Origin of the sequence: Glycomyces algeriensis, assembly GCF_027622855.1 — a bacterium.
Classification (GTDB): Bacteria; Actinomycetota; Actinomycetes; order Mycobacteriales; family Micromonosporaceae; genus Glycomyces; species Glycomyces algeriensis.
Map to the genome: position 1 here is coordinate 307,013 of NZ_JAPZVR010000005.1, position 24,347 is coordinate 331,359.

Consider the following 24,347-nt stretch of genomic DNA (forward strand, 5'->3'; position numbering starts at 1 on the left):
ACGTGAGCGCGGGTCCGGGCGCGGCGGCGGCCTGCTCGGCGACGGGCCGGACCAGGCGGTGACCTCGGCGACACCGGTTGGGGGTTCGGGGGCCGCGCGGGGGGCCGATGGATCGTCGCACGATACCGGCCCCCCACCAGCGGAGCATCCGGCCGACGGGCGCCGCCGGCCGCCCCGGGGTCAGCTCGCTTCGACGACCGGGAGGTAGACCTTGCCGCCGGAGGCGGTGAACTCGTCGCTCTTCTCGGCCATGCCCTGCTCCGCGTATGCCTTCAGCTCCTGGCTGATCTTCATGGAGCAGAACTTCGGGCCGCACATGGAGCAGAAGTGCGCGGTCTTCGCGGGTTCGGCGGGCAGGGTCTCGTCGTGGTACTCGCGGGCCCGGTCGGGGTCGAGCGAGAGGTTGAACTGGTCCTGCCAGCGGAACTCGAAGCGGGCTTTGGAGAGCGCGTCGTCCCAGGCCTGCGCGCCGGGGTGGCCTTTGGCGAGGTCGGCGGCGTGGGCGGCGATCTTGTAGGCGATCACACCTTCCTTGACGTCCTCGCGGTTGGGCAGGCCCAGGTGCTCCTTCGGCGTCACGTAGCAGAGCATCGCGGTGCCGAACCAGCCGATCATGGCCGCGCCGATCGCGGAGGTGATGTGGTCGTAGGCGGGCGCGACGTCGGTGGTGAGCGGGCCGAGCGTGTAGAACGGGGCCTCGCCGCAGAGCTCCTGCTGGAGGTCCACGTTCTCCTTGATCTTGTGCATCGGGACGTGGCCGGGGCCCTCGCACATGACCTGGACGTCGTACTCCCACGCGATGTGGGTGAGCTCGCCGAGGGTGCGGAGCTCGGCGAACTGGGCGTCGTCGTTGGCGTCCGCGATGGAGCCGGGGCGCAGGCCGTCGCCGAGGGAGAACGCGATGTCGTACTTCGCGAAGATCTCGCAGAGCTCGCGGTAGTTCGTGTAGAGGAAGTTCTCCTCGTGGTGGGCGAGGCACCAGGCGGCCATGATCGAGCCGCCGCGGGAGACGATCCCGGTGACGCGGCGGGCCGCGAGCGGGACGTACCGCAGGAGGACCCCGGCGTGGACGGTCATGTAGTCGACGCCCTGCTCGGCCTGCTCGATGATGGTGTCGCGGTAGACCTCCCAGTTGAGCTTCACCGGGTCGCCGTTGACCTTCTCGAGGGCCTGGTAGAGCGGGACGGTGCCGATCGGGACCGGGGAGTTCCGCATGATGTGCTCGCGGGTCTCGTGGATGTGCTTGCCCGTGGACAGGTCCATCACGGTGTCCGCGCCCCACTTGGTGGCCCAGGTGAGCTTCTCGACCTCGGCGGCGACCGAGTCGGAGACGGCGGACGTGCCGATGTTCGCGTTGATCTTGGTGAGGAAGTTCTTGCCGATGATCATCGGCTCGGTCTCGGGGTGGTTGACGTTCGCGGGCAGGATCGCGCGGCCCGCGGCGATCTCGGACCGCACGAACTCGGCCTCGAGGCCTTCGCGGACGGCGACGAACGACATCTCGGGGGTGACGATGCCCTGCTTGGCGTAGTGGAGCTGGGTGGGGCAGTCGAGCTGCCTGCCCTCGTGCTCGATCCTGCTCGCGGCGTTCTGGGCGCGCTCGGCGATCCAGGCCTCGCGGAGCTTCGGCAGCCCCACCTCGGGATCGGACCCGGGCCCGGACGTGTCGTAGAGCCGCACCGGCGGTTCGCCCCCGGCCAGCTCGACCTGGGTGAACGGCACCTGGATGTCGGGAGTGGGGCCTTCGGCGTAGACCTTGCTTCTGGCGTTCATGCTGTCTCCTTGGAGTGGTTCGATGTGAAACTCGATCGGTCCGCGCGCACTGTTCGAATCGTGAGCGGCACGGCAGTGTCAGACCCTGCTGCCAGGGTTGAATCCGGGGGGCCACTCGGGCCGAGGCGCCTTCGTGACCCCGAAAACCAAGCGGCGCTTCGGAACACGACCGCGCGAGGGCTGCGACCCGCCGATCCCGTCGAAGCGGCAGGGCGTTTCGCCACGGCGACGCGGGCCGGGAATACGAAGGCCGCGGCCCGCCGGTCGCGCCGAAGCCCGGCGTTTCCCCACAGCGACGCCTGTGGGCCGAGGGAGGCAGGGTCCCGGTGAAGCTCGCCGCGCGCAGCTTCGGCAATGGCCGCGGGCGGTAAATGCGCATGATGGTGGTGGACCGGTCCCGGGCCGAGGCCCAGCCGCCAGTCGGCCGCGGCCCGCAGCGCCTCGGTGACGTAGGCCTTCGCGCCCGCGACCGCTTGCGGCAGTGGGTGGCCGAGCGCGAGCCGGGCCGCGATCGCCGAGGCGAGCGTGCAGCCCGTGCCGTGGTCGTTGCGGGTCTCAACGCGCGGCGCGGCGAGTTCGCGCATCTCGCCGTCGCACCACAGCACGTCGATCGCCGAACCCGAATCACCTGCAGCGCTGGCGGTCTCGACGGAGCGGCGCGGAGCGCCGCCGGTCTCGACACGGCCGCTTCGGGCTCCGCCGGTGTCGACACGACCGTTTTGAGCTCCGCCGGGTCCATCCGAACCGCGAGCGCCGCCGCGCTCGCGGCGGTCGCCGCTCGCCGGCTCGTCTTCATGCGGGGCGCCGAACGACGCCGGTCCGCTGGCGTCCTCCTCTCGGTGGCCTCCTTTGACCAGGACCGCCCGTGGCCCGTAGGTCGCGAGGGCTCGGGCGGCCTCGCGCATGTCATCGACCGTGGTGATCTCGCGGCCTAGCAGCTGTCGCGCCTCGATCAGGTTGGGCGTCAATACAGTCGCGAGCGGGCCGAGCCGCGCGAGGTACGCGGCCGGATCACCGGCGAACAGCGAGTCGCCGGTCGTCGTCACCATCACCGGGTCGACCACGAGGCTCGGCAGCCGCCCGGCCTCGCCGTACTGCGCGACGAGCGCGAGCAGCGCATCGCCACCCAACATCCCGGTCTTGACGGCCGCGACCGAGAAGTCGCCGAGGACCGCGTCCAGTTGAGCCCGAACCAGATCCACCCCGACCGACTCGGCCGCGGTGACGCCGCGCGTGTTCTGCGCAGTTATCGCGGTGACGACACTGGTGCCGTGCACCCGATGCGCGGCGAACGTGTGGAGGTCGGCCTGGATGCCCGCGCCGCCGCCTGAGTCGGACCCGGCGATGGTGAGGGCGACGGGCGGCTGCCCCGTTCCGGTTTCCGCGCGGCTCACAGGTCGGCCATGCCGTCGAAGCTCGAGGAGGCGTTGGCCAAGTGGCGCTTGGGGATGCGTCCCGCAAGGCGGGCGGCCCGGCCGGCGCTGACGGCGTCGCGCATCGCGGCGGCCATGAGCGCGGGGTCGGCGGCGCGGGTGACCGCGGTGGCGAGGAGGACCGCCGAGCAGCCGAGCTCCATCGCGAGGGCCGCATCCGAGGCGGTGCCGATTCCCGCGTCGCAGATGACCGGGACGTTGGCGTTCTCGCAGATCAGCGCCATGTTGTGTGGGTTGCGCACGCCGAGGCCGGTGCCGATGGGCGCGGCTAGCGGCATCACCGCGGCGCACCCGGCGTCTTCGAGGCGGCGGGCCAGCACCGGGTCGTCGCTCGTGTAGGGCAGCACGGTGAATCCGTCGCCGACCAGGGTCTCGGCGGCGTCGAGGAGTTCGACCGGGTCGGGCAGGAGCGTGTCCTCGTCGCCGATGACCTCGAGCTTGATCCAGTTGGTGCCGAACGCTTCGCGGGCCAGCTTGGCGGTGCGCACGGCCTGCTCGGCGGTGAAGCATCCGGCGGTGTTGGGGAGGAGTTCGACGCCGCAACGCTCGATGACGTCCAGAATGGATCCGGAAGCGCCGGGGTCGACGCGGCGCAGCGCGACGGTGACGAGTTCGGTGCCGGAGGCGGTGATCGCCTCGGCGAGCTGGGCGTGGTTGGCGGCGCCGCCGGTGCCGAGGATGAGTCGCGAAGTGAAGGTCTTGTCGGCGATCTTCAGGTCGGCGTCGCGGGCGGTTCCGATGCGGGCGGTGGTGTGCTGGTCCATGGCTAGCCTCCTTGGGTCGCGGTGAGCACTTCGACGGCGTCGCCATCGGCGAGCGGACGGTCCCATTCGGACCGCGGCACGACTTCCCCATTGAGCGCCACGGCGATGCCGCGGCGTGCGGCGGTGACGGCCGCGACCGCGTCGGTGATGGTGGCGATGCCCTCGCGCGCTTCGCCGTTGACCTCGATCTTCATGAATCAGCCTCCTCGTGGGTGGATGTGGATTCGGCCGCACCGGCGCCGGTCGTCGGTTCGCGGTCCACGCGTTCGTCGGCTCCTGAGGGCATCGTTGCTTCGGCGGCGGCCGGGCCTGTGAGGCGCTGGCCGCCGTCCGCCACCGGTTCCGCTCGCGAGAGTCGAGGTCCGCCACGCCGCGGCGTGCCGGCCGCGGGTCGCTCTGCGGCGCGCGGCTGCAGCGCAGAAGCGGTTCGCCTGCCGGTCTCCTCGGTCTGCATTGCGGGTTCTGCCTCGGACGGCACGGATTCGGCGTGCTGGAGTTCCGGCCGCTCGAACCGTCGCGAGTCGTCTGGACGCCGGTCCTTGACCTGACCGAATCGGCGCGGGTCGAAGGCTGCTGGGACCGCCTTCTCGTTCCCGCTGAGCAGGGCCGCGACTGCGGCGGCGGTCGCGGGGATGAGTGCGATGCCGTTGCGGTAGTGGCCGGTCGCGGCCACGGTCCGCTTGTCGAGGCGGCCGATGAGCGGCAGGTTGTCGGGGGTGCCGGGGCGGAAGCCGACGCTCACTTCGGCGAGGTGGTACTCGGCGATTTCGGGCACGAGCTCGATCGACCGGCGCAGCAGTTCGTACACGGCACCGGCCGTGCCGGTGCGCCGGTCGAACCCGCGCTCGTCGCTCGAGGCGCCCACGACGATTTCGCCGCTTTCGCGGGTCACGATGTAGATCGGATGGCCTTTCACGAAGCCGCGCACGGTGGTTCGCGGGACCGGCTGGTCGCCGACGGCCCGGAGCCGCAGCACCGCGCCGCGTACCGGCCGCACTGGCAGATGCCACACGTCGCGGTCGCGGAACGAGCCGATCAGGTCCGCACCCGCACCCGCACCCGCACCCGCACCCGCACCCGCACCCGCACCGAAGAATCTCGCCGATCCGCATCCGGCCGCGATGACCACCTGGTCGGCGTCGAGCGCCGCGAGGTCATCAACCTGCTCGGCCCGCAGCGCGACCCCTGCACGCTCGGCCGCGACCAGTAGTGCGTCATGTACTACTCGCGGATCCACCGCCCGGTCCTCCGGCGCGAGCACGCCGCCGCGCACGCGATGGCTCAGGAGCGGCTCGACCTTGCGCGCGGCGCGCGCCGTGAGCACCTCGACCTCCCGGGCCGTGAATCGGTACAGGTCGGCCTGCCGGTCGATTTCGGCGCGGTCGCCGTCCTCCACGCCGACGACGAGCGTCGGCACATCGCGGAAGCCGATCGCAAGCCCCGATGCCGCTTCGAGTTCGCGGGCGAAGCCGGGCCAGGCGTCGGCCGACTCGGCCATGAACGGGCCGAGCGCTTCCTCGCCGTAATGGGATTCGGTGACGGGCGCGATCATGCCGGCGGCCACGCGCGAAGCGCCCGAGCCCGGGTCGGGGTCGTGCACGACGACCTCGGCACCGGACTGGGCGGCCCGCCACGCGACGGCGAGCCCGATGGATCCGGCGCCGACGATGGCGATGCGCATCAGCCCTCGCCCACCCCTCGAAGGAGGTCGGTATCCGGATGTTCGCCGGTGTATTGCGAACCGATTCCGAAAACCTCGCTTGCGGCCGGTACTCCGTATCCGGTGTTCCGAACGCCGGCTACTCCAGCGCGCTCGTCCGCCGGAAAACCGGCGCTTCGGGAACTTCGAAGCGCTCCACTCGGCCCCGCAACGGAGCTCTCGCCCACGGCCTCAAGGAGTTCAGCCGTCGCCCGGTGCGGGTCCGCAGCGGCCGCGATCGCGCCCACGACCGCCACGCCGTGTGCCCCGGCCTCGCGGCACAGCGCCGCGCGCTCGGCGGTGATGCCGCCGATGGCGATCACCGGGAGGTCGACGGCCTCGCAGACCGCGGCCAGGCCTTCGAGTCCGATCGACTGCGGCAGCCCGGTTTTCGTGGTGGTCCCCCACACCGGCCCGACGCCGAGGTACGTCGCCCCGGCCCGCCGCGCCGCGCGTGCCGATTCCGGATCGCGGGCGGTGCCGCCGATGATCGAGGCGGCGGGCAGGATGCGGCGGGCGGCGTCGATCGGGAGGTCGTCGGCGCCGAGATGCACGCCGTCCGCCCCGACCGCCTGCGCGATGTGCACCCGGTCGTTGACCAGGCACACCGCGCCGTACTGGCCGCAGAGCGCGGCGATCGCCGTGGCGAGGTCGAAAGCCGCCCGGTCGGTGTAGTGGTCCTCGGGCCGCACCTGGACGAGCCGCGCCCCGGCCGCCAGGGCGGCCTCGGTGGCGGCGATCGGATCGTGGAGTGGGCCAACGGGATTCGCGTTGAGAAGGCGGGTGTCGGTGATGACGTGAAGCCGGGGTAGACGAGTAGCGCGCACGCAAAGCTCCTTCTCCCTGCGCCAGCATGATCTGGATCAGGTTCGACGGTCGGGACTACCAAGTCCCCTCTCAGCCCGATGCATCGGACTCCCGTGGGTGTTATTCGTTTACGGCCGTTACGCTACGTCATCGCGAGGACCCTTCGCAAGGGCAGTGTCAGGTAGTGGACACCGCCCACCGGCCCGCCTCCCCGGCTACCCGCCGATCGCGTAGTGGCGGAAGCGGTCGACGATGTCGGTCCGCACCCGCTCGAGGCCCGTGGCGCGCTCCTCGAGTCGCCACAGCCCCATGGTGAGCCGGTGCGCCTCGCGCGGCTGCTCGGAGTGGCGGTACGTCCACTCGTACATGTCGAACAGCGGCCACCACGTGTACCCGACCACATCCACGCCGGAGGCGCGCAGGTCGTGCAGGGCCGCGACCGACTCGTCGAGCCAGTCGATCCGCTCCTTGACCGAGCCGGTCACGCACGTCTCGGTCAGCATCACCGGCGCCCCGTACCTGGTGTGGGCCTCACGGATGAGCTCGGTCAGGCCGGCGACGCCGTCGTCGCGGGTCGGTCGCGGGTCGCGGAAGCCGCCGCCGTGGAAGACCCCGGCCTCGAAGACCTCGGTCGAGTGGCGCGGGTAGTAGTTCACGCCCATCACGTCCGGGAGCACGGGCGCCTCGGCGAACCAGGCGAGGTCGGCGTCGTTCCAGCCGTTGGCGCGAAGGTGCGGCACGAGCGGATGCGCGGCGTCGACGCGGCCGGTGACGAGGTCTTCGACGAGGAAGACCTGGTCCTTCAGGCGCGCCGCGTGCTCGCGGTGCTCGGGCGCGTCCACGTCGCCGACGTAGCGCATGCCGGCGTCCACGTGGACGAAGACGCCGCGGTCGCCGAGGACGTCGCGCATGGCGCGCTGGGCGAGCACGAAGCCGCGGGCCAGCTGCCCGACCATGGTGCTGAGCCCTTGCGGCCCTGAGAGGTACGGCGGCCAGTAGGCGTACTCGCCGGAGAACAGGGCGTGGATCATCGGCTCGTTCACCGGCGTGTAGTCGTGCACGCCGAGGTGCGCGTAGCGCTCGGCCACGCGGGCGGAGTACTCGGCGACGAGCTTCGGGTAGTCCGGGTTGGCGAACTGCCGCGGAAGCCACAGTGGAGTCCCGTAGTGCATGAGGTCCACAATGGGCCGCAAGCTCAGCTCGGCGTAGCGGTCCATGACGCCGTCGAGCCAGTCCCAGTCCCAGCGGCCGGGTTCGGGCTGGATGCGGTGCCACGGCACGCCCCAGCGCACGAGCTCGGCGCCCGCCTCGACCGCGAGGCCGAGGTCGGCGTGCCACCGCTCGTAGTGCTCGGTGAGCTCGTACTCGTCGATCGGCCGCTCGCCCGGTCCGGCCTGGGGCACGAAGGTGTCCTCGACACCGACGGCGAAGTGCAGGCCGCCATCGCGGTGCCAGTTGGGAGAGCCGGTCATTTGAGTCCTGTCGTTGCGATGTTCTCGATGAAGCGCCGCTGGATGAAGAGGAACGCGATGACGAGCGGCAGGATCGCGATGAGCGAGCCGGCCATCATCACGCCGTGCGGCACGATGCCGCTCGGCCCGGTGAGCTGGGTCAGGCCGGAGGTTATCGTTCCCATTTCCGCATCGGTGGTGAACACCAGCGGCCACAGCAGGTCGTTCCAGTTGTTGACGAAAGTGAAGAGCCCCAAGGTGAGCAGGGCCGGAACGGCGTTAGGGAGCACAATGGACCGGAAGATCCGGAACTCCCCCGCGCCGTCGATCCGCGCGGCCTGGTCGATGTCGCGCGGCAGCGCCAGGAAGAACTGGCGCAGGAAGAAGATCCCGAACGCGTCGGCGGCGCGCGGCGCGATCAGCCCGGTGTACGTGTTCACCCAGCCGAGGTCGGCCACGAGCTGGTACAGCGGGATGAGGGTCGCCTGGAACGGGATCATCAGCGTCGCGATGATGACGATGAGCAGGAACCGGCGCCCGGTGAAGTCCAAGCGCGCCAAGGCGTACGCCGCGAGCGAGTCGAAGACGAGCGCGAAGACCGTCACACCGCCCGCGAACACGAAGCTGTTGCCGACCAGCCGCGCGAACGGCAGCTCGGAGGTCACCGTCTTGAGGTTCTCGAGCGTCCAGACGTCGGGCAGCAGGCTCGGCGGGTAGGCGTTGACCTCGGCCGCGGGCTTGAACGCGGTGAGCACGATGATCGCGATCGGCAGCAGCACCAGGGCGGTGACGACGAGGAACGCGATCGTCGTGAGCACGGTGGAGGGCTTGAGTCCCTTGAGGCGCGTCCTCATGCCAGGTCCTTTTCTTTGCGGCCGAAGAACACGAACTGCGCGAGGCTCAGCAGCAGGGTCGCGGCGAGCAGCACGTACGACAGCGCCGAGGCGAAGCCGATGTCGAGCTTGCGGAAGCCGGACTCGTAGATCTCCATGACGAGTGTCTGAGTGCTGCCGTAGGGGCCGCCGCCGGTCATCACGTAGATCTGGTCGAAGGCCTGGAGGGCGGCGATCATCGCGAAGATGAGCACGAACGCCATCGTGTTGGACAGCATGGGGAGTGTGACGTGGCGAAAGCGCGACCATGCGCCGGCGCCGTCCATCCGCGCGGCCTCGTAGACCGAGGTCGGGATGTCCTGGAGTCCGGCCAGGAAGATCACGAAGTAGAAGCCGAAGAGCTTCCAGACGGCGACGAGCACGACCATGGGCATGGCCAGGTGCGGGTCCTCGAGGACGTTGCCGATCTGGATGCCCATGCCGCGCAGCCAGTAGTTGAGCAGGCCGACCTGCGGGTCGACGAGGTAGCTCCAGGCGAAGGCGGCCACGGAGAACGAGACCACGAACGGCACGAACAGGGCGGTGCGGAAGAACCCCTTGAACGGCAGGCGCGGGTTGTTGAGCAGCAGCGCGAGGCCGAGCGCGGAGGCGACCGCGACGGGCGTGAACAGCACGGTGTACAGCGCGGTGTTCGTGACGGCGTTGAGGATGTCGGGGTCGGTGAAGACGCCGATGTAGTTCTCCAGGCCGATGAACTCCGGTTCGCCGAAGCCGCTGGCGTCCGTGAAGGACAGCCGCAGGGCCGAGAGCATCGGCCAGATCGTGAACGCGCCCAGGATGATCAGGGCCGGAGCGAGGAACGCGGCGGCCTTCGCGGTGCGGCGCATGGGACTGTCGCTGCGTCGTCCGCCCAGCGGTGCGGGCGGGCGGTACCGGCGGCCCGTCGGTGGTGCGGTGGTCATGGTCTCCTTCACTCCCCTTGGTGCGGCGGGGGCGCCGAGGTCGGCGCCCCCGCCTGTCTGTCCTGTTCGGACGTCGTTCCGGCCGGGCGGCTAGAGCGCGTTCTGGACGGTCCCCTGGGCATCGGCGAGCGGCCGTCGATGTCGTCGCCGGCGATCGCGCGCTGGGTCAGCTCGTCCACGGCGGCGAGCACGTCGACGCTGTTGACGACGCCGGGCAGCAGCGGGCGTCCGAGGTCGGCGATCTCGGTCAGCGAGGCGACGACCGGGTTCGAGTTGACGGCCTCGGCGGGAACGTCGGTGCGCAGCGGCGGCCAGCCGGAGCCCAGCGACCAGGCGGCGGCGTTCTCGTCGTTCAGGAAGAACGCGAAGAACTTCTCGGCGGCGGCGCGGGCGTTGTCGTTCGCGTCCATCGTGACGGCCATGGAGACGCCGATGGCGGAGGCCGCCTGGGCCGCGGGCCCGGCGGGGATCGCGGCGATGGCGCAGTCGATGCCGTTCTCGGCGGCGATGGAGGCCATCCAGGGTCCGCCGATGGTCATGGCGGCCTTGCCGGCGCCGAACAGCTCGTCCGCGCCGACCCCGTCGATGCCCGTAGGCGAGATCTTGTCGTCCACAATGGCCGAACGCCAGTACTCGAGCGTCGCGGCGTTCTCGGGCGAGTCGATGACCGCGTCGATCTCCTCGCTCACGATGTCACCGCCGTTGCCGTAGAACAGCGACGGCCAGAGTCCATTGGCGACGGTGGCGTGGTCGGGCAGGACCACCCCGTACTGCTCGGGCGTGCCGTCGCCGTCCTCGTCCACGGTGAGCTGCTTGGCGGTGGCGACCCACTCGTCCCAGGTGGCCGGGAACTCGGTGACGCCGCCGGCCTCGAACAGCGCGGTGTTGTAGTAGACGGCCAGCGGCACGAAGCCGGTGGGCACGCCGTACTTGGTGCCCTCGACCTCGATCATCGCGACCGCACCCGGGATGAGGTTCGCGGTGTTCGACGAGTCGTCGGCGTAGAAGCTCGTGAGCTCGACGAAAGCGCCCTTGTCGGCATAGACCGGGAGCCGCTCGGCGGGCATCGCGACGATGTCGGGACCCTCGCCCGCCGACAGGGCCGTCAGCAGGGTGTCGTCGATGCTCGCCCAGGTCTTGACCTCGGTGTTCACCGTGATGTCGGCCTGCGAGGCGTTGAACTCGTCGACGATGCCCTGGAGCACGTCGCCGTCGGCCTCGGTGTAGCCGTGCCAGAACGTGAGGGTGGCCGGGCCACCGGTCTCCTCCCCCGAGCAGGCGGAGCCCAGGAATGCCAGCGCGGCGCTGCCGGCGCCGCCGACGAGTACGGTCTTGCGTTTCATTTCAGTTCCCTCCCAACGCGGCCGGGCTGCTCGCAATGGCGCTGCCAGGACCGCGCTGTGAATTGGCGGTACATGCTGCATGCAGTTGGTACGAACAACGTCGAGGGGGTCCTGTACTGGGGGAACCATTTGTACAACGTTGTAAGTCCGGGAATCGTACGCCCGCCGCGCCGACAGTGTCAACGCGACCCGCCGATCATTGCCACTTCGTTTCCGATCCGTGATCACTTCCGCGACCGAGGGCTTGACCAGCGGGCATTGATGGTCATACGATGTCCCGCACGCATGATACAACGTTGTAAAGATTGGGAGTCACATGCGAAGCCCTCACCTCCTCACCCTCAGGCGGGGCGGCGCCCTGCTCGCCGCCGCAGCCCTGCTCCTCACCGTCGTCGCGGTCTCGGTCAGCCTGAATCCGGCCCCCGCCGCGGCCGTGACCACCGGCAACGGCGCGCTCGTCTACTCGCCCGCCGCCGGCAGCTCGTTCAACCCCGAAGGCGGCACGCCCGCGGGCACGACCTACGCCAAGATCATCGTGCTCAAGAACAGCGGCAGCTCGAACGGCACGCAGCTGGTCACCTTCGACAAGCTCGTGCTCCAGAACGGCGTGCAGGTCTACCCGATCTACCGCAGCACGAACAACGGCACGAGCTGGACCCACGTCGCCGACGTCAACCCCAGCGCGACCTTCCCGGCCTTCACCCGCACCGCGCAGCCGTTCCTCTACGAGGTCACCCAGACCACGGGCAACCTGACCGCGGGCACCATCCTCCTCGCGGGCATGGTCATGCCCGAGGACCGCTCGAGCAGCCGCCTCGTGGTGTACAAGAGCACCAACCAGGGCACGAGCTGGAGCTACCTGAGCACGATCGACTCGGGCGGCCCGGCCGTCTACGACCCGTCCCCGTCCTCGACGACCACCACCGTGTGGGAGCCGTCGCTGGCGATCGACGGCAACGGCGGCCTGACCGCGTACTACTCGGACGAGCGCCAGAAGGCGAACGGCGTGCTCCAGGCCGTGTCCTACCGCCGCTCGACCGACGGCGGCCAGACCTGGGGCTCCCTGGTCAACGTCTCGGCGCCGACCAACCAGAGCGACCGGCCGGGCATGATCACCGTGACGAAGCTTCCGGACGGCCGCTACATGGCGACCTTCGAGGTCGTGAACCGGCCCAGCCAGTCCCAGAACACCGCGCCGGTCTACTACAAGATCTCGGCGGACGGCCTGAACTGGGGCACGACCAACAGCATCGGCACGCAGATCAAACTGGCGGACGGCCGCGGCATCGGCTCCTCCCCGTACGTCAAGTGGGTGCCCTCAGGTGGTCCTAAGGGGATGGTCGTGGTGGCCTCGAAGTGGTCGCTCGACGGGAGCGGCAACATCGACGGCGGCCAGAACTTCTACGTCAACTACAACCTCGGCGAGGGGCCGTGGGAGCGGCTGCCGATGGCGGTCACCTACGACGCCACCGACACCCAGGGCGGCAACTTCAGCGGATTCGCGCAGGGCATGGACTACAGCGCGGACGGCCGCACGCTCTACCAGGCCGTGAACGTCGAGAACACGGTCACCGACCTCAACGACATCCGCGTGGGTTCGATCCCGCTCGACGCGCAGCAGTACGAGGCCGAGAACGCGACGCTGAACGACGTCGCGGCGGTCAGCCACGTGCAGGCCTCGAACGGCTCGAAGATCGGCAACATCAACAACACCGGCAGCTACGTGCAGTTCACCGTGAACGTGCCGACCGCCGGGACCTACACGATGAACGTCCGCTACGACAACGGCTACGGCTCGGCCGCGACCCACTCGGTGAGCGTGAACGGCGGCTCCGGCTCGTCGATCAGCTACCCGGCCACTGTGGACTGGGGCCGGTACGCGTGGGCGCAGAAGTCCGTCACGCTGAACGCGGGCACGAACACGATCCGGTTCACGAAGGGCACGAACTTCGCCGAGCTCGACGCGATCCACCTGTACTCGAGCAGCGCGCTGCCGCCGGTCTTCCAGATCCAGAACCGCAACAGCGGGAAGTACCTGGAAGTGCTGAGCGCCTTGACGACCGACGGCGCACCCGCGGGCCAGTGGGGCGACACGAACCACGCGACCCAGCGCTGGACCGTCAGCGGCGGCGGCACCGTGCAGCTGACCAACCGCAACAGCGGGAAGCTCCTCGAGATCCCGTCGGCGCAGACCGCCGACGGGGTGGACGCGGTGCAGTGGGGTCCGACGGGGGCCTCGACGCAGTCGTGGAACGCCGCGACCAGCGGGGGTTGGTGGACGTTCGCGAACGCCAACAGCGGCAAACTGCTCGAGATCGACGGATGCTCCACAGCGGACGGCGCGGTGGCGCAGCAGTTCGCCGCGAACGGGCTGACGTGCCAGCAGTGGCGGCTCGTGAAGGAGGGCATCCAGTAACGGGGGCCGGGCGGGGCGCGGCGCCCCCCCCCCCCCGCCCCGGCCCCGCGGCGCGCGGCGGATCGGTGATCCGCCGCGCGGTTGCGTTCAGGGCGCTGTCGTGGCCGCGGCGAGCGCCAGGGCCGGATCGGGCGCGCAGTCGGCGACCGGCGTTCAGCGCCGAGAGCCACCCCGGCGAGCGCAGCGCCCGGCCGACGGGCATCCGATCGGTTCACTCCGGTTCGCCCGACCGGCATTTCGCATGGCGATCGGCGCAGATGGCTTGCAGCGCCGCGCCCGCATCGCCCGGGCAGGATGGGCGTCACGCCCTCGGCGCGGACTCGCGTTCGACGATCGTGAAGTCGGCCAGTTCGGTCCGGGGCGGCTGCTTGGGGCCGACCTCGGCGATGCGTGCGAGCAGTGTCCCGAGTGCGGTGCGCGCCAGCCATTCCCGACCCGGGTCCACTGTGGTGAGCGAGGGGATCGAGTAGGCGGCCTCGTCGAGGTCGTCGAAGCCGATCACGGCCACGTCCTCGGGGACGCGGCGGCCGGCCTCCTGGAGAACACGCATCGCGCCGAGCGCCATGGTGTCGTTGAAGCCGAAGACCGCGTCGAACGGCACGTCCCGTTCGAGCAGCTCGTGCATCGCGCGGGCGCCGTCGGCGCGGTGCCACAGGGTCGCGCGGACCACGAGCGAGGCGTCGTACGGCACGCCATGGGCGGCGAGCGCCTCGCGGTAGCCGCGCAGGCGGAGCCGGGCCGAGCCCATGACCTCGCCCTCGTACTCGCCGATGACGGCGATCCGCCTGCGGCCAGAGGCCAGCAGGTACTCGGTGGCCGCGCGGGCGGCCTCGACGTTCCGCATCGTCACGTGGTCGCACGGCCAGTCGAAGGTCCGCTCTCCCAAGAGCACCAGCGGGAACGGGACGTCGAGCGCGTCGGCGTCCTCCTGCCCCATGCCGAGCGGGCTGAGGATGAGGCCGTCGGTCATGCTCAGGCGGGGGCTGCGCAGCAGTGCGAGTTCGCGGTCGCGGTCGCCGCCGGTCTGCTCGACGACCACCGTGAGGCCGTTCTCCTCGGCCGCGGCGATGACCATCCCGGCGAGCTCGGCGAAGTAACTCAGGTTGAGCTCGGGGACGGCGAGGGCGACGGTGTCGGTGCGGCCCGAGCGCAGACTGCGGGCGTTGAGGTTCGGCTTGTAGCCGAGCTCGGCGATCGCGCGCTCGACCTTCTCCCTCGTCGCGGGGCGGACGTGCGGGTAGTCGTTGATGACGTTCGAAACGGTCTTGAATGAGACGCCCGCCAGTTTCGCGACATCGCGCAAAGTCGCCGCCATCGCACCTCCTCAGTCCGAGAATTCTACAACGATGCAAACCAGTCCTGCCAGACCGATTCGACAAGTCGGGCCGCTCACGGCCCGACCGGCGACAGTTTATCCGCACATTTCGATCGAAGAATTCCTCGGCGTCCGCCGACTTCCTGAGGCGCGCAATGGGAGCGCCCGCCCGGTCGCCGAAATGGCGAACGGCGGACCCGCGACGCTATGCCTCCGCGCGTTCGACCTTCAGGACTCGGTAGCCGTTGGCGCTCGCGTGCTTGTCGACTTCCCATCCCTGATCGGTGAGCCAGCGCGCGAGCGAATCGGCGCCGAGGTGCTTGGAGACGACGAGCCAGGCGACGCCGCCGTCCTTCAAGCGCGGCAGCCAGGTCTCGAGCAGCTCGTGCAGGGCCTCCTTGCCGACCTTGATCGGCGGGTTGGACCAGATCTCGTCGAACCGCACGTCGGCCGGGACGTCCTCGGGCGCGGCGACGTGCACCGTGCCGGGGGCCTTCTCGGTGTTGCGGCGGGTCAGGTCGAGGGCGCGGCGGTTGACGTCGACGGCCCAGATCTCGGCGTCGTCGCGCTGGGCGAGTACGGCGCTGATCGGCCCGTACCCGCAGCCGAGGTCGAGGAAGGTCCCGGCCGCCTCGGGCGGCACGACCTTGTTCAGCAGCACGCTGGTGCCGGGGTCGAGGCGGTAGCCCGAGAAGACCCCCGTGGAGGAGGTCAGCTCATAGGCGACGCCGTCGAGCGTGAACTCGACGGTGCGCTCGCGGTCGTCGACGGCGGGCTGCTCGCTGAAGTAGTGCTCTGGCTGGTCGGCTGAGCCTTTGGACATGCCGACCATTGTCGCCTGCCCGCCCGGCGCGGGTCGCCCGGATCGGCCGGTTAGAGACGTGCGCCGTTCGCGGGCGCTGTCGTGCCGCGTGACATGTGACATGCCACCCGCCCTAACGGCGTTCGCGAATCGAGGGTGCAGTGTGACGCGTGATATGTCACGTGCCACGGCTTGTCACCCGGGGAGATGAACGGCGCTCAACGCCGTCCTTCTCCCGGGGGAACGTTTCCCGGTTTCGGCGGTTTGCGGGTCTAAGCTGCCTCCATGGCACATGGCCCGTCACCGTTCGGAGTTCCCCAGGAGACGCAGGCGCACCGGCCTCCGGACAATCCAGGATTCGACTGGTCGGAGTACGACGAGCGCTCGCAGATGCGCGCGCCCACAGCGCGGCTCAGCCCCGAGGACCGCACGCCGACCGTGCGGCTCGGCACCCGAGACCGCCCGCCCACGCGCGGGCGCCGGTCGCCCGAGGAGGAGATGGAGGAGCACCTGGACCAGATCCAGGCCTCGCGTCCCCTGCGCCGCGCCGCCCAGCGCGCCCGGCGCCGCACCAGGTGGTGGCTGGTCGCGCTCGTGATCGTGAGCGCGCTCGCGGTCGTCGCGGCCTGCGCCGCAGGGGCGTTCATCGTGCTCCGCGAGGGCGAGCCGGACCCGTCCGCGCCCAGCGCGCAGGCCGCCGCCGACCAGCCGTCCGCGATGGACGGCACGGAGGCCGCGCCCGAGGTCGTCGACCCGATCGCCAGCCGCGCGACCGACACCGCACCGATCACGGTGGAAGAGCTGTTCGGCGCGAACACGATCACTCCCGCCGGCGGCGCCGGGGATTACAAAGTCCTTGAGACGGAAGAACTCTCGAACTGCGCCGACGCCGGGCTGGACGAACTCGCCGAGCTCCTGGCCGACGCCGACTGCACCCAGACCGTGCGCGCAACGCTCATCAACCCGGACGGCGAGTACGCGGCGACCGCGGGAGTCCTCAACCTGGCCGACACTGCCGAAGCGGACGCGCTGCGAGCCGAGATCGAGGCGGGCCTGGAGGGCGGCTTCGCCGCCCTGCGGACCGACGGCGAAGCCGAGGAACTCGGCCGCGCCGCGACGATGGTCGGCTACAACACTTACGGCCACTACCTGATGTACGTGGTCATCGGCCGCACCGACGGCGAGCCCATCGAAGAGGCCTCGGAACCGGTGCGCGCCATCGTGAGCGACCTCGTGGACGTGTGGTTCATCGACCAGCTCAACCCGAGGCGCGACGTGCAGTAGCGATCGCCGGGGCTCGAACATGAACGGAGGGTCCCGGCAAATCGGACACCCGGGGAACCCCCGAATCCATTGTCCCGCACGGGTACGACAGCAGGTCGTGGCCGGGAATGTGAACGGAGGGTCCCGGCGAAACGGACATTCGCAGGCGCCCCCGAATCGACACTGTCACACCGGTACGACACCCGGTCCCCTGCCGCGAATCGCGCCCGCGCCTTACGCCTCGAACGGCTCGACCGCCCGCGCGGTGACGCGCGGGCGGTGACACGCGGGCGGTGACACGCGGGCGGTTCCCCGTCGACGAGTGTCCGCCACATCGACGACGGACGCACCACGCTCTACTAGGACTCCAGCGCGGCCTGGTTGGGCGCCAGGGCCTTTCGGCGAACTTCCACGCTCCTCGCGCCTACCGATCGGTGTCGGGAATGTGAATAATTTCCTGTGACTGTTGCCATAGCCGATCATCCCATGATTTGATCATTTCAGGCCTGCGTCCCATCCGTCCCCGGCGGGCCCGCCAGCGTCGACCTCCGATGCCATGTGACATGTCACGTACCACAAGTCCCTGCGACCGGCCCGCCGGTCACCCCCGACCGCCTCACCTCAGGAGCCCTCATGCCTTCCTGGACCCTCCCCGCCCGCCGTGCCCTCGCCGCGCTCGCCGCGACCGCGCTGGCCGTCCTCTCGGTCGTCGTCCTCGACGCCGCGCCAGCCGAAGCCGTTCGGCCCCCGGGCATCCCGTCCACCGCGACCGCGCAGACCGAGCTCAACGCGCTCACCGTCGCCGCCGAGTCCCACGGCTCGACCTACGACCGCAGCCTCTTCCCCCACTGGAAGTCCGTGAGCGGCACCGGCAGCTGCACCGCCCGCCAGTACGTGCTCAAGCGCGACGGCCAGAACGTGGTCACCAGCGACGGCTGCCAGCCCACCTCCGGCAACTGGCAGTCCGACTTCGACAACACCTGGACGACCACGGTCTCCAACGCCACCATCGACCACGTCGTGGCCCTCTCCGAGGCCTGGGCCTCCGGTGCCTGGTCCTGGACCACCGCCCAGCGCCAGGCCTTCGCCAACGACATCAACTCCCCGCAGCTGTGGATCGCCACCACCTCCGCGAACTCCTCCAAGAGCGACTACGACCCCGCCGAGTGGATGCCCGTCAACACCACCGGGCTGCGCTGCGACTACGTCAAGGCCTGGACGCACGTCAAGTACCTGTACAACCTCTCGATCGACACCGCCGAGAAGTCGGCGATCCAGTCGCACCTGACGAACTACTGCGGCTCCGGCGGCGGCACCCCCACGAACTGCACCGGCTCGAAGACCACCGCCGCCGCGATCCCCGAGGGCTCGCCGCTGAACTCGACGATCCCCTTGTCCTGCACCGGTACCGCCTCCGCAACCAGCTCGGTGACAGTGAACGTCACCCACCCGTACAGCGGCGACATCACCATCGCGCTCATCGCCCCCGACGGCACGAGCCGCACCCTCAAGGCCGCCGGCGGCTCCGGCGCGAACATCGCCACCACCTACAGCGTCAACCTGTCCACCGAGAACCGTTCGGGCACATGGACGCTGCGCGTCACCGACGTCTACTCGGGCGGATCGAGCGGCACGTTGAACAGCTGGTCGCTCAGCATCTGACGCACCGACCTGCAGAACCGAGGAGGGCCGGGCACTGGCGCGCCCGGCCCTCCCTCCATCCACCGCAGGTGCAATGCTTCGTCCGAAGTGGTCAGCCCCCCAGCCGACTGCTCCAGTGCGAGGCGGGGCGGCGGATCGGACCACCCTCGTCGGCTTTGACGCCGCCGCCCGCCTCCCCGTTCCATTCGGGCGACTGCGTCAGGTAGAACAGGTACCCGAGTGCCGGACCGACGATCACTGCCGCGATGCCCACGGCCACGAGCAGCCCCTGCAGCGTCGCCGTCGCGCCCGCGCCCTCACTGATGCTCACCTGGTCGACCAGCACCCACGGGTACTGCCCGATCCCCCACCCGGCCATCACCGCCGCGACCGCAGCCACGGCGGTCACCCGGGCCGGGCCGAAGCGCCTGCGCCACAACAGGACCAGCGTCGCGATTCCACCCAGCGCCGAGAGCGCCATGACGGGCGCGGCTCGGCCGGTCAGGCCGTCCCAGAACGTCGGCGCGTCGTGCTCGATCGGAATGAGCCCCGCGAACACCACGACCCCGGTCGCCGCACCGACCACAAGGGACCGGACGCGAAGCTTCGCGGTCAGCGCGGTCTCGCCGCGCCTGGCGGCATCGGCGGTCAGGAAGGTCGCTGCCAGGAACGCGCAGGTCCCGACCGAGATGCACCCGGTGAACAGCGCGGTCGGGTTGATCCACGAGGTCCACGGGTCGCCGTTGCCGCCCGCCGGGACCCGGCCCGAAGCCAGCGCCCCGACGATGGTCCCGAGGAAGAACGGCGCGAGCACCGAGGAGGTCGCGAAGACGACGCCGAACAGCTTCGCCTGCCAGAGGGTCTCGCTGTACTTGCGGAATGCGAAGCTCGCTCCGCGCAGCACGATGCCGATGAGCGCGAACACGAACGGCACGTACAGGGTCGTCATGGCGGCGGCGAACGACTCGGGGAACCCGGTCCACCACATGACCAGCACGTAGATGAGCCAAACGTGGTTGGCCTCCCACACCGGGCCGATGCTGTGGTCGATGAGCGTCCGCAGTGGAGCACCGCGCCGGGCGCCGCCGGCCGTGAGGTCGTGGAACCCCGAACCGAAGTCCGCGCCGCCGAACACGGCGTAGGCGACGACCCCGGCGAACAGTGCGGCGGCGACCGCGAACTCGAGCGACATCATTTCGCGGTCCCCTCCGAGTCAGCGGCCTGAGCGTCGGCCCCGTCCTGCACCGCAGCGTCGTCCAGCTCGACTCCACCGTTTTTCACATCAGCGCCGTCTTTCACATCGGCGCCGTCTTTTTCATCGATGCAGTCGCGGACCTCCACGGGCCCGTCCGCGGCCAGGAGCTTCGGCCCGTACGGGCTCGGCAGGTCGGCGGCGCCTTCGCGCCAGCGCCGCGACATCGAGCGCAGGATCGCGATCGCGGCGATCGTCATGCCGCCGTAGAGGAGCACCGATCCGCCGTAGACGGCCCAGAGCCCGGCTGAGTGGTCGGCGGCGGCCTCCGGGGTGCGCATGACGCCGTAGACGATCCACGGCTGCCGGCCCACCTCCGTGGCGATCCAGCCGGCCTCCATCGCGGTCATCGCGAGCAGCCCGGTGACGGCCATGAACCGCAGGAACCACTTGTTCTCCAGGAGGTCCCGTTTGCGCCAGCGCAGGAACCAGAAGAGCGCGACGGCCGCCAGGAGCAGCAGGCCGATCCCGACCATGGCCTGGAACGAGTAGTGCGCGAAGTTGACGGGCGGCTCGTCCTCCTCGGCGAACTGGTCGAGGCCCGGCACGGGCTCGGTGAAGGAGTTCAGCGAGGCGACCGAGGAGAGGTACGGGATCTCGACGGCCCACTTGACCTCGCCGTCGACGTAGATGCCGCCGATGGTGAGCGGCGTGGCACCGTCGGCGGTCTCGTCCGCGAACTCGAACGCGGCGAGCTTCGCGGGCTGGCGTTCGGCCAGGTCGTGCCCGAGGAAGTGCCCGGCGAACGGCTGGGCGAGGGCGGCGATCGTGGCGAAGGCGAACGGCACCATGAAGCCGAGCCGGTGGTGGCGGTCGCGGCGGCCCTTGAGCATGCCGACGGCGTAGACCGAGGCGATCGAGAAGCCCGCGACCATGTACGCGGCGAGCCACATGTGCCCGAAGGCCAGGAAGGCGTGCTGGTTGAACAGGACGGCCCACGGCGCGATGTTCACGACCTCGCCGTTGACGATGTCGAAGCCGGTGGGCGCGTTCATCCAGGCGTTCACCGCGAGGACGCAGTAGGTGCCGATCACGCCGGTGATCGCCATGGGCAGCACCATGAGCAGGTGGAGTTTCGGGGGCATCTTGCCCCAGCCGTAGAGGTAGATGCCGAGGAAGATCGCCTCGAGGAAGAACGCGAGTCCCTCGAAGGCGAACGGGAGTCCGAGCACGTCGCCGAAGGTGCCCATGAGGCCGGGCCACAGGAGGCCCATCTCGAAGCTGAGGACGGTGCCGGAGACCGCGCCGATCGCGAAGAGCACGGCGGAGACCTTGCCCCAGCGCTTGGCGAGGTTGAGCGCGACGGGGTCGTTCTTTCGGATGCCGCGCAGGTGCATCACGAAGATGATGGCGGGGAACGCGACTCCGAAGCAGGCCAGGATGATGTGCCATCCGAGGGACAGCGCCATCTGCTGGCGGGCGGGCATGAGCCCTGCGGGGTCTGCGGCGGCGACCACATCGGACGCCTGGGCGAGGAGCTGGGTTGCATCCATGCCTTGAAGCTACGGCCTGGAAATCCCGAATACACGCTCTTGTGAATGCTTTCACAAGAGCGCGGAACGTGAGATCGAACGTGTTCAAAAACGCCAGGACCAGCGGATACACGCCCGGACCTCGGCAACCTGCCACGCGGCTAGGACGCCGAGGCCGCAGCGCTCAATTTTGCGCGGACCCCGAGAAACCCCGCCCGGGAATCCGCCCGCAGCGCCACGGCGAACGCCCGATGGCGCCAGTTCGAGCCGCGAGCCCGGCCCGGTGCAGCCGGATCTCCGGGGCCCCACGGTACAACCGCGAACTCATACCCGGAAGATCCGCAAGCGTTTGGAGAAGCCGTGAACACACGCAAGCACCTTCGCCGGACCGGCATCGCCGCAATGATCGTCGTCGGGGCGGCGCTGGCGGCGTCGCCCGCGCAGGCGATCCCGACCAACTGGAGCGGTCCGAACACCGCACCGCAGGCGCACTGCGTCTACAGCACCAGTGCGGCCGCGCCCGACTGGTGCTCAGGCACGGGCGCTGGCCAGGACTGAGCCGCAGCGCGCCGCGCGCTACGCCCCCAGTTCCGAGGCGGTCTCGATCAGTGCCGCCAGTTCCTCGACGCCCGGGTCATCGTTCGTCTCGGCGAGTTCCCGGGCCGCGGGCAGCAGCGACTCGCAGTCGAAGCCGGCACTGCCGCGCAGAACCTCCGCGAAGGCCGCCGCGACCAGGTCGACGCTCAGATGCGAGTCCGGGTCCGCGTCCAAGCCGCTCACCGGCAGGGACGCCTCCGCGGAACCGGCGTGCTCGCCGTCCGGGTCCTGCCAGCGCACGCCCACCGTCCCCACGTCGCCGGCTTCGCCCGTGAGCGTCAGCGCGTACAGCGCCGTCACACTGTGGCCGGGCCCGACCTCGCCGCCGTCGGCCTCGTCGTCCTCGAAGTCCTCGTCGGCGAGCGCGCGGTTCTCGAAGCCGATGAGCCGGTACTCGGCGACTGTGGCGTCATCGAAGGTCACCTGGATCTTCGCGTCCCGCGCGGCCACGCCGAGCGTCGAGGTCAGGCGCTCGGAGAAGACCCGTTCGGCCTCGGTCTCGGTCGCGAAGTACACCGCCCACCCGTCGCCGTTGTCGGCCAGCTGCTCCAGCAGCTCCTGGTTGTACGAGTCGCCGACCCCTACGGTGAGGAGGGTGATGCCCGCGGCGATCTCCTCGCCCAGCGCCTCCAGCATCGCGTCGTGCTCGGTGATCCCGACGTTCGCCTCCCCGTCGGAGAGCAGGATGACCCGGTTGTCCTTCTCCGGGTCGAAGACCTCGCCCGCGAGCTCGTAGCCGTCCTCGAGGCCGGCCTCCATGTTCGTGGAGCCGCGCGCGTAGAGGTCGTCGATCGAGGCGCGCAGCTCCTCGCCGTCGCCGACGTCCGTCATCCCCAGCAGCACTTCGGAGTCGGACTCGTACGTGACGATCGCGACCGAGTCGGTCGGCCGCAGCTGGCTCACGAGCAGGTCGAGCGAGTCGCGGACCAGTGCGATCCGATCGCCTTCCATGGAGCCGGAGACGTCGATGACGAAGGTGAGGTTCACGTCGGCGCGCTCCTCGTCCGATCCGCTGCGGGTCTGGAGGCCCACGCGCATCACGTGGGTCGCGTCGCCCGCGTCGTACCACTCGGGGACCGCGGTCCCGTCGACACTGACCGCGAAGCCGTTCCCTTCGGGCTCTTCGTATCCCTGGTCGAAGTAGTTCACGAACTCCTCGGGCCGGATCTGGTCGGCCGGAGGCAGGACCCCGTCCTCGAGCGAGCGGCGCGCGTAGTCGTAGGAGGCGGTGTCCACGTCGACCGCGAACGTCGACTGAGGATCGTCCGCGGGCGAGACCGGCTCGTTCGCGCCGTACGTTTCACTGCTCGGCGCGGCCTCGTCGACGGTCATGTCCGGTGCCGCACCGGACTCGCCGTCGCTCGGGGCGGTGCAGGCGGCAAGGGCGAACAGCAGGAGGGCAGCCGGAATACCGGCCACTTGGTGGCGTCTCATGGAGGGGTTCCCTTCTCACTCGGGACGACGGGGTACTTCCATGAGACCGCCGATTCGGTGATTCGGTTCCCCTCGTGGCCGAACCGTGATGGCGCGGTGAGCAAACGGCGCCCTACCGAGACCGAGCCGTCATCGGGTCACGATTCGGTCACTACCGGTCGCAGTGGTGTATCGGGAGGCGGAACCCGTAGTCCCGCATGACCTCCCGCAGTACGTCCGGGTAGTCGAACGCGGCGCGACGGCCATCGCGCCGACCGGTCACAGCGTCCGCACCCGGCGGGTCAGGTCCACCCGGGCCTGCCAGTCCTGCGGGTCCTCCGAGTAGGAGACCTCGACCAGGGTCAGGCCGTGCGGCCCCACCACGTGCACGTCGTTGGCCCGCTCACCGATGTGGAGTATCGAGGCGAGCCAGGCCTCGTCCCGGCGGCCGTCGCCCACCGCGAGTGCCGCGCCCACCAGGCTCCGGACCATCGAGTGGCAGAACGCGTCGGCGCGCACCGTCGCGACGGCGACGCCGTCCTCGTCGCGCGCCCAGTCGTACTGCTGCAGCTCCCGGATGGTCGTCGCGCCTTCGCGCGATTTGCAGAAGCCCACGAAGTCGTGCTCGCCGAGCAGGCTTTGGCAGGCCGCGTGCATCCGCTCGACGTCGAGGGGCCGCTGCCAGGCCAGGGTGTCCAAGCGCCGCAGCGGGTTCACGCCCCATCTCGCATCGGCGACCCGGTAGCGGTACCGCCGCCACTGCGCCGCGAAGCGCGCGTTGAAGCTCGGATCGACGGCCTCGGCGGACACCGCCCGCACATCGGGCGGGAGGATGCCGCGCATCCGCCACAGCAGCCGGTCGCTCAGCGCCTCCCACTTCGCGGTCGGCACGTCGACGTGCAGGATCTGGCCCGTCGCGTGCACGCCCGCGTCGGTCCGGCCGGCGACGGTGAAGTCGCCGATCTCGCCGAACAGCAGCTCCAGCGCGCGGATGACCTCGGCGGCCACCGTCCGCAGCCCCGGCTGGAGCGCCCACCCCGAGAACTCGGCCCCGTCGTAGGCGATGCCGATTCGCAGTCTCGTCTGGTCCACCGGGTCTCCGCCTTCTACT

Annotated in this window: 19 protein-coding genes, 1 pseudogene and 1 riboswitch; of the genes and pseudogenes, 4 read left to right on the forward strand and 16 right to left on the reverse strand. The window is 70.1% G+C overall.

The genetic code is table 11. From position 1 onward, the window contains the following. Nucleotides 1-180 precede the first annotated feature (180 nt). The 10 genes and pseudogenes from thiC to O2L52_RS12180 form a co-directional block, all read right to left on the reverse strand. Nucleotides 181-1,773 carry a phosphomethylpyrimidine synthase ThiC gene (thiC, locus tag O2L52_RS12135; RefSeq protein ID WP_270115709.1) on the reverse strand — a complete coding sequence of 531 codons (1,593 nt, stop codon included), beginning with the start codon at nt 1,771-1,773 and terminating at the stop codon, nt 181-183. Then, nucleotides 1,770-3,167, reverse strand: a complete 1,398-nt coding sequence (thiD, locus tag O2L52_RS12140) for a bifunctional hydroxymethylpyrimidine kinase/phosphomethylpyrimidine kinase (protein WP_270115711.1) — start codon at nt 3,165-3,167, stop codon at nt 1,770-1,772. Before thiD ends, thiC begins: the two co-directional genes overlap by 4 nt. Continuing rightward, nucleotides 3,164-3,970 carry a thiazole synthase gene (locus O2L52_RS12145; protein ID WP_270115712.1) on the reverse strand — a complete coding sequence of 269 codons (807 nt, stop codon included), beginning with the start codon at nt 3,968-3,970 and terminating at the stop codon, nt 3,164-3,166. The genes thiD and O2L52_RS12145 overlap by 4 nt, the downstream gene beginning before the upstream one ends. Nucleotides 3,971-3,972: 2 nt before the next feature. Next, the gene (gene thiS / locus O2L52_RS12150; RefSeq protein ID WP_270115714.1) at nt 3,973-4,164 is read right to left on the reverse strand and encodes a sulfur carrier protein ThiS; all 192 of its coding nucleotides are present in this window, start codon (nt 4,162-4,164) and stop codon (nt 3,973-3,975) included. Further along, nucleotides 4,161-5,651 carry a glycine oxidase ThiO gene (gene thiO, locus O2L52_RS12155; RefSeq protein WP_270115715.1) on the reverse strand — a complete coding sequence of 497 codons (1,491 nt, stop codon included), beginning with the start codon at nt 5,649-5,651 and terminating at the stop codon, nt 4,161-4,163. Before thiO ends, thiS begins: the two co-directional genes overlap by 4 nt. A 203-nt stretch (nt 5,652-5,854) precedes the next feature. Then, nucleotides 5,855-6,496 (reverse strand): annotated as a pseudogene (gene thiE / locus O2L52_RS12160) (thiamine phosphate synthase); the annotation flags it as partial. After that, nucleotides 6,493-6,601, reverse strand: a riboswitch (TPP riboswitch). (Overlaps the previous pseudogene by 4 nt.) 90 nt (nt 6,602-6,691) lie before the next feature. Then, entirely contained in the window at nt 6,692-7,948 is a 1,257-nt protein-coding gene (locus O2L52_RS12165) for a family 1 glycosylhydrolase (protein ID WP_270115717.1), read from the reverse strand. Then, nucleotides 7,945-8,781 carry a carbohydrate ABC transporter permease gene (locus O2L52_RS12170; RefSeq protein ID WP_270115718.1) on the reverse strand — a complete coding sequence of 279 codons (837 nt, stop codon included), beginning with the start codon at nt 8,779-8,781 and terminating at the stop codon, nt 7,945-7,947. The genes O2L52_RS12165 and O2L52_RS12170 overlap by 4 nt, the downstream gene beginning before the upstream one ends. After that, on the reverse strand, nt 8,778-9,722 hold the full coding sequence (locus O2L52_RS12175; protein WP_270115720.1) for a carbohydrate ABC transporter permease: 945 nt from the start codon (nt 9,720-9,722) through the stop codon (nt 8,778-8,780). The genes O2L52_RS12170 and O2L52_RS12175 overlap by 4 nt, the downstream gene beginning before the upstream one ends. 8 nt (nt 9,723-9,730) lie before the next feature. Next, nucleotides 9,731-11,065, reverse strand: coding sequence for an extracellular solute-binding protein (locus O2L52_RS12180; RefSeq protein WP_270115722.1), 1,335 nt, complete (start codon nt 11,063-11,065; stop codon nt 9,731-9,733). A gap of 316 nt (nt 11,066-11,381) precedes the next feature. Between O2L52_RS12180 and O2L52_RS12185 the strand changes: the two genes are divergently transcribed. Further along, nucleotides 11,382-13,481 carry an RICIN domain-containing protein gene (locus O2L52_RS12185; protein WP_270115724.1) on the forward strand — a complete coding sequence of 700 codons (2,100 nt, stop codon included), beginning with the start codon at nt 11,382-11,384 and terminating at the stop codon, nt 13,479-13,481. Between the two features lie 301 nt (nt 13,482-13,782). Here O2L52_RS12185 and O2L52_RS12190 read toward each other — a convergent pair whose 3' ends face one another. Both O2L52_RS12190 and O2L52_RS12195 read right to left on the reverse strand, forming a co-directional pair. Further along, the gene (locus O2L52_RS12190; protein WP_270115725.1) at nt 13,783-14,796 is read right to left on the reverse strand and encodes a LacI family DNA-binding transcriptional regulator; all 1,014 of its coding nucleotides are present in this window, start codon (nt 14,794-14,796) and stop codon (nt 13,783-13,785) included. A 205-nt stretch (nt 14,797-15,001) separates the two neighbouring features. Continuing rightward, complete coding sequence (locus O2L52_RS12195) at nt 15,002-15,619, reverse strand: class I SAM-dependent methyltransferase (protein ID WP_270115726.1); 618 nt, start codon at nt 15,617-15,619, stop codon at nt 15,002-15,004. 264 nt (nt 15,620-15,883) lie between these two features. Here O2L52_RS12195 and O2L52_RS12200 point away from each other — a divergent pair, with 264 nt between their 5' ends. Together O2L52_RS12200 and O2L52_RS12205 are read left to right on the forward strand one after the other, a co-directional pair. Then, a complete protein-coding gene (locus tag O2L52_RS12200) occupies nt 15,884-16,882 on the forward strand; it encodes a hypothetical protein (protein WP_270115727.1) in 999 nt (332 codons plus the stop codon). Between the two features lie 612 nt (nt 16,883-17,494). After that, nucleotides 17,495-18,523 (forward strand): proprotein convertase P-domain-containing protein, encoded by a 1,029-nt coding sequence (locus O2L52_RS12205; RefSeq protein WP_270115728.1) that lies wholly within the window; start codon nt 17,495-17,497, stop codon nt 18,521-18,523. 91 nt (nt 18,524-18,614) lie between these two features. Here the strand turns inward: O2L52_RS12205 and O2L52_RS12210 are convergent, their stop codons facing one another. Both O2L52_RS12210 and O2L52_RS12215 read right to left on the reverse strand, forming a co-directional pair. Beyond that, nucleotides 18,615-19,697, reverse strand: a complete 1,083-nt coding sequence (locus O2L52_RS12210; RefSeq protein WP_270115729.1) for a cytochrome d ubiquinol oxidase subunit II — start codon at nt 19,695-19,697, stop codon at nt 18,615-18,617. Continuing rightward, complete coding sequence (locus O2L52_RS12215; protein WP_270115730.1) at nt 19,694-21,247, reverse strand: cytochrome ubiquinol oxidase subunit I; 1,554 nt, start codon at nt 21,245-21,247, stop codon at nt 19,694-19,696. The genes O2L52_RS12210 and O2L52_RS12215 overlap by 4 nt, the downstream gene beginning before the upstream one ends. Before the next feature lie 339 nt (nt 21,248-21,586). Here O2L52_RS12215 and O2L52_RS12220 point away from each other — a divergent pair, with 339 nt between their 5' ends. Next, nucleotides 21,587-21,784 carry a hypothetical protein gene (locus tag O2L52_RS12220; protein ID WP_270115731.1) on the forward strand — a complete coding sequence of 66 codons (198 nt, stop codon included), beginning with the start codon at nt 21,587-21,589 and terminating at the stop codon, nt 21,782-21,784. Between the two features lie 18 nt (nt 21,785-21,802). Here the strand turns inward: O2L52_RS12220 and O2L52_RS12225 are convergent, their stop codons facing one another. Next, complete coding sequence (locus O2L52_RS12225) at nt 21,803-23,257, reverse strand: vWA domain-containing protein (protein WP_270115732.1); 1,455 nt, start codon at nt 23,255-23,257, stop codon at nt 21,803-21,805. A gap of 258 nt (nt 23,258-23,515) precedes the next feature. Beyond that, nucleotides 23,516-24,328: a tRNA pseudouridine(38-40) synthase TruA gene (gene truA, locus O2L52_RS12230; RefSeq protein ID WP_270115733.1), complete on the reverse strand. Its 813-nt coding sequence runs from the start codon at nt 24,326-24,328 to the stop codon at nt 23,516-23,518. Nucleotides 24,329-24,347 lie beyond the last annotated feature (19 nt).

What these genes read in the sequence shown, in the direction of transcription:
- thiC (WP_270115709.1), bottom strand. Translation starts at nt 1,773, where the DNA reads ATGAACGCCAGAAGCAAGGTCTACGCCGAAGGCCCCACTCCCGACATC.
- O2L52_RS12145 (WP_270115712.1), bottom strand. Translation starts at nt 3,970, where the DNA reads ATGGACCAGCACACCACCGCCCGCATCGGAACCGCCCGCGACGCCGAC.
- thiS (WP_270115714.1), bottom strand. Translation starts at nt 4,164, where the DNA reads ATGAAGATCGAGGTCAACGGCGAAGCGCGCGAGGGCATCGCCACCATC.
- thiO (WP_270115715.1), bottom strand. Translation starts at nt 5,651, where the DNA reads ATGCGCATCGCCATCGTCGGCGCCGGATCCATCGGGCTCGCCGTCGCG.
- O2L52_RS12165 (WP_270115717.1), bottom strand. Translation starts at nt 7,948, where the DNA reads ATGACCGGCTCTCCCAACTGGCACCGCGATGGCGGCCTGCACTTCGCC.
- O2L52_RS12170 (WP_270115718.1), bottom strand. Translation starts at nt 8,781, where the DNA reads ATGAGGACGCGCCTCAAGGGACTCAAGCCCTCCACCGTGCTCACGACG.
- O2L52_RS12175 (WP_270115720.1), bottom strand. Translation starts at nt 9,722, where the DNA reads ATGACCACCGCACCACCGACGGGCCGCCGGTACCGCCCGCCCGCACCG.
- O2L52_RS12180 (WP_270115722.1), bottom strand. Translation starts at nt 11,065, where the DNA reads ATGAAACGCAAGACCGTACTCGTCGGCGGCGCCGGCAGCGCCGCGCTG.
- O2L52_RS12185 (WP_270115724.1), top strand. Translation starts at nt 11,382, where the DNA reads ATGCGAAGCCCTCACCTCCTCACCCTCAGGCGGGGCGGCGCCCTGCTC.
- O2L52_RS12190 (WP_270115725.1), bottom strand. Translation starts at nt 14,796, where the DNA reads ATGGCGGCGACTTTGCGCGATGTCGCGAAACTGGCGGGCGTCTCATTC.
- O2L52_RS12195 (WP_270115726.1), bottom strand. Translation starts at nt 15,619, where the DNA reads ATGTCCAAAGGCTCAGCCGACCAGCCAGAGCACTACTTCAGCGAGCAG.
- O2L52_RS12200 (WP_270115727.1), top strand. Translation starts at nt 15,884, where the DNA reads ATGGCACATGGCCCGTCACCGTTCGGAGTTCCCCAGGAGACGCAGGCG.
- O2L52_RS12205 (WP_270115728.1), top strand. Translation starts at nt 17,495, where the DNA reads ATGCCTTCCTGGACCCTCCCCGCCCGCCGTGCCCTCGCCGCGCTCGCC.
- O2L52_RS12210 (WP_270115729.1), bottom strand. Translation starts at nt 19,697, where the DNA reads ATGATGTCGCTCGAGTTCGCGGTCGCCGCCGCACTGTTCGCCGGGGTC.
- O2L52_RS12215 (WP_270115730.1), bottom strand. Translation starts at nt 21,247, where the DNA reads ATGGATGCAACCCAGCTCCTCGCCCAGGCGTCCGATGTGGTCGCCGCC.
- O2L52_RS12225 (WP_270115732.1), bottom strand. Translation starts at nt 23,257, where the DNA reads ATGAGACGCCACCAAGTGGCCGGTATTCCGGCTGCCCTCCTGCTGTTC.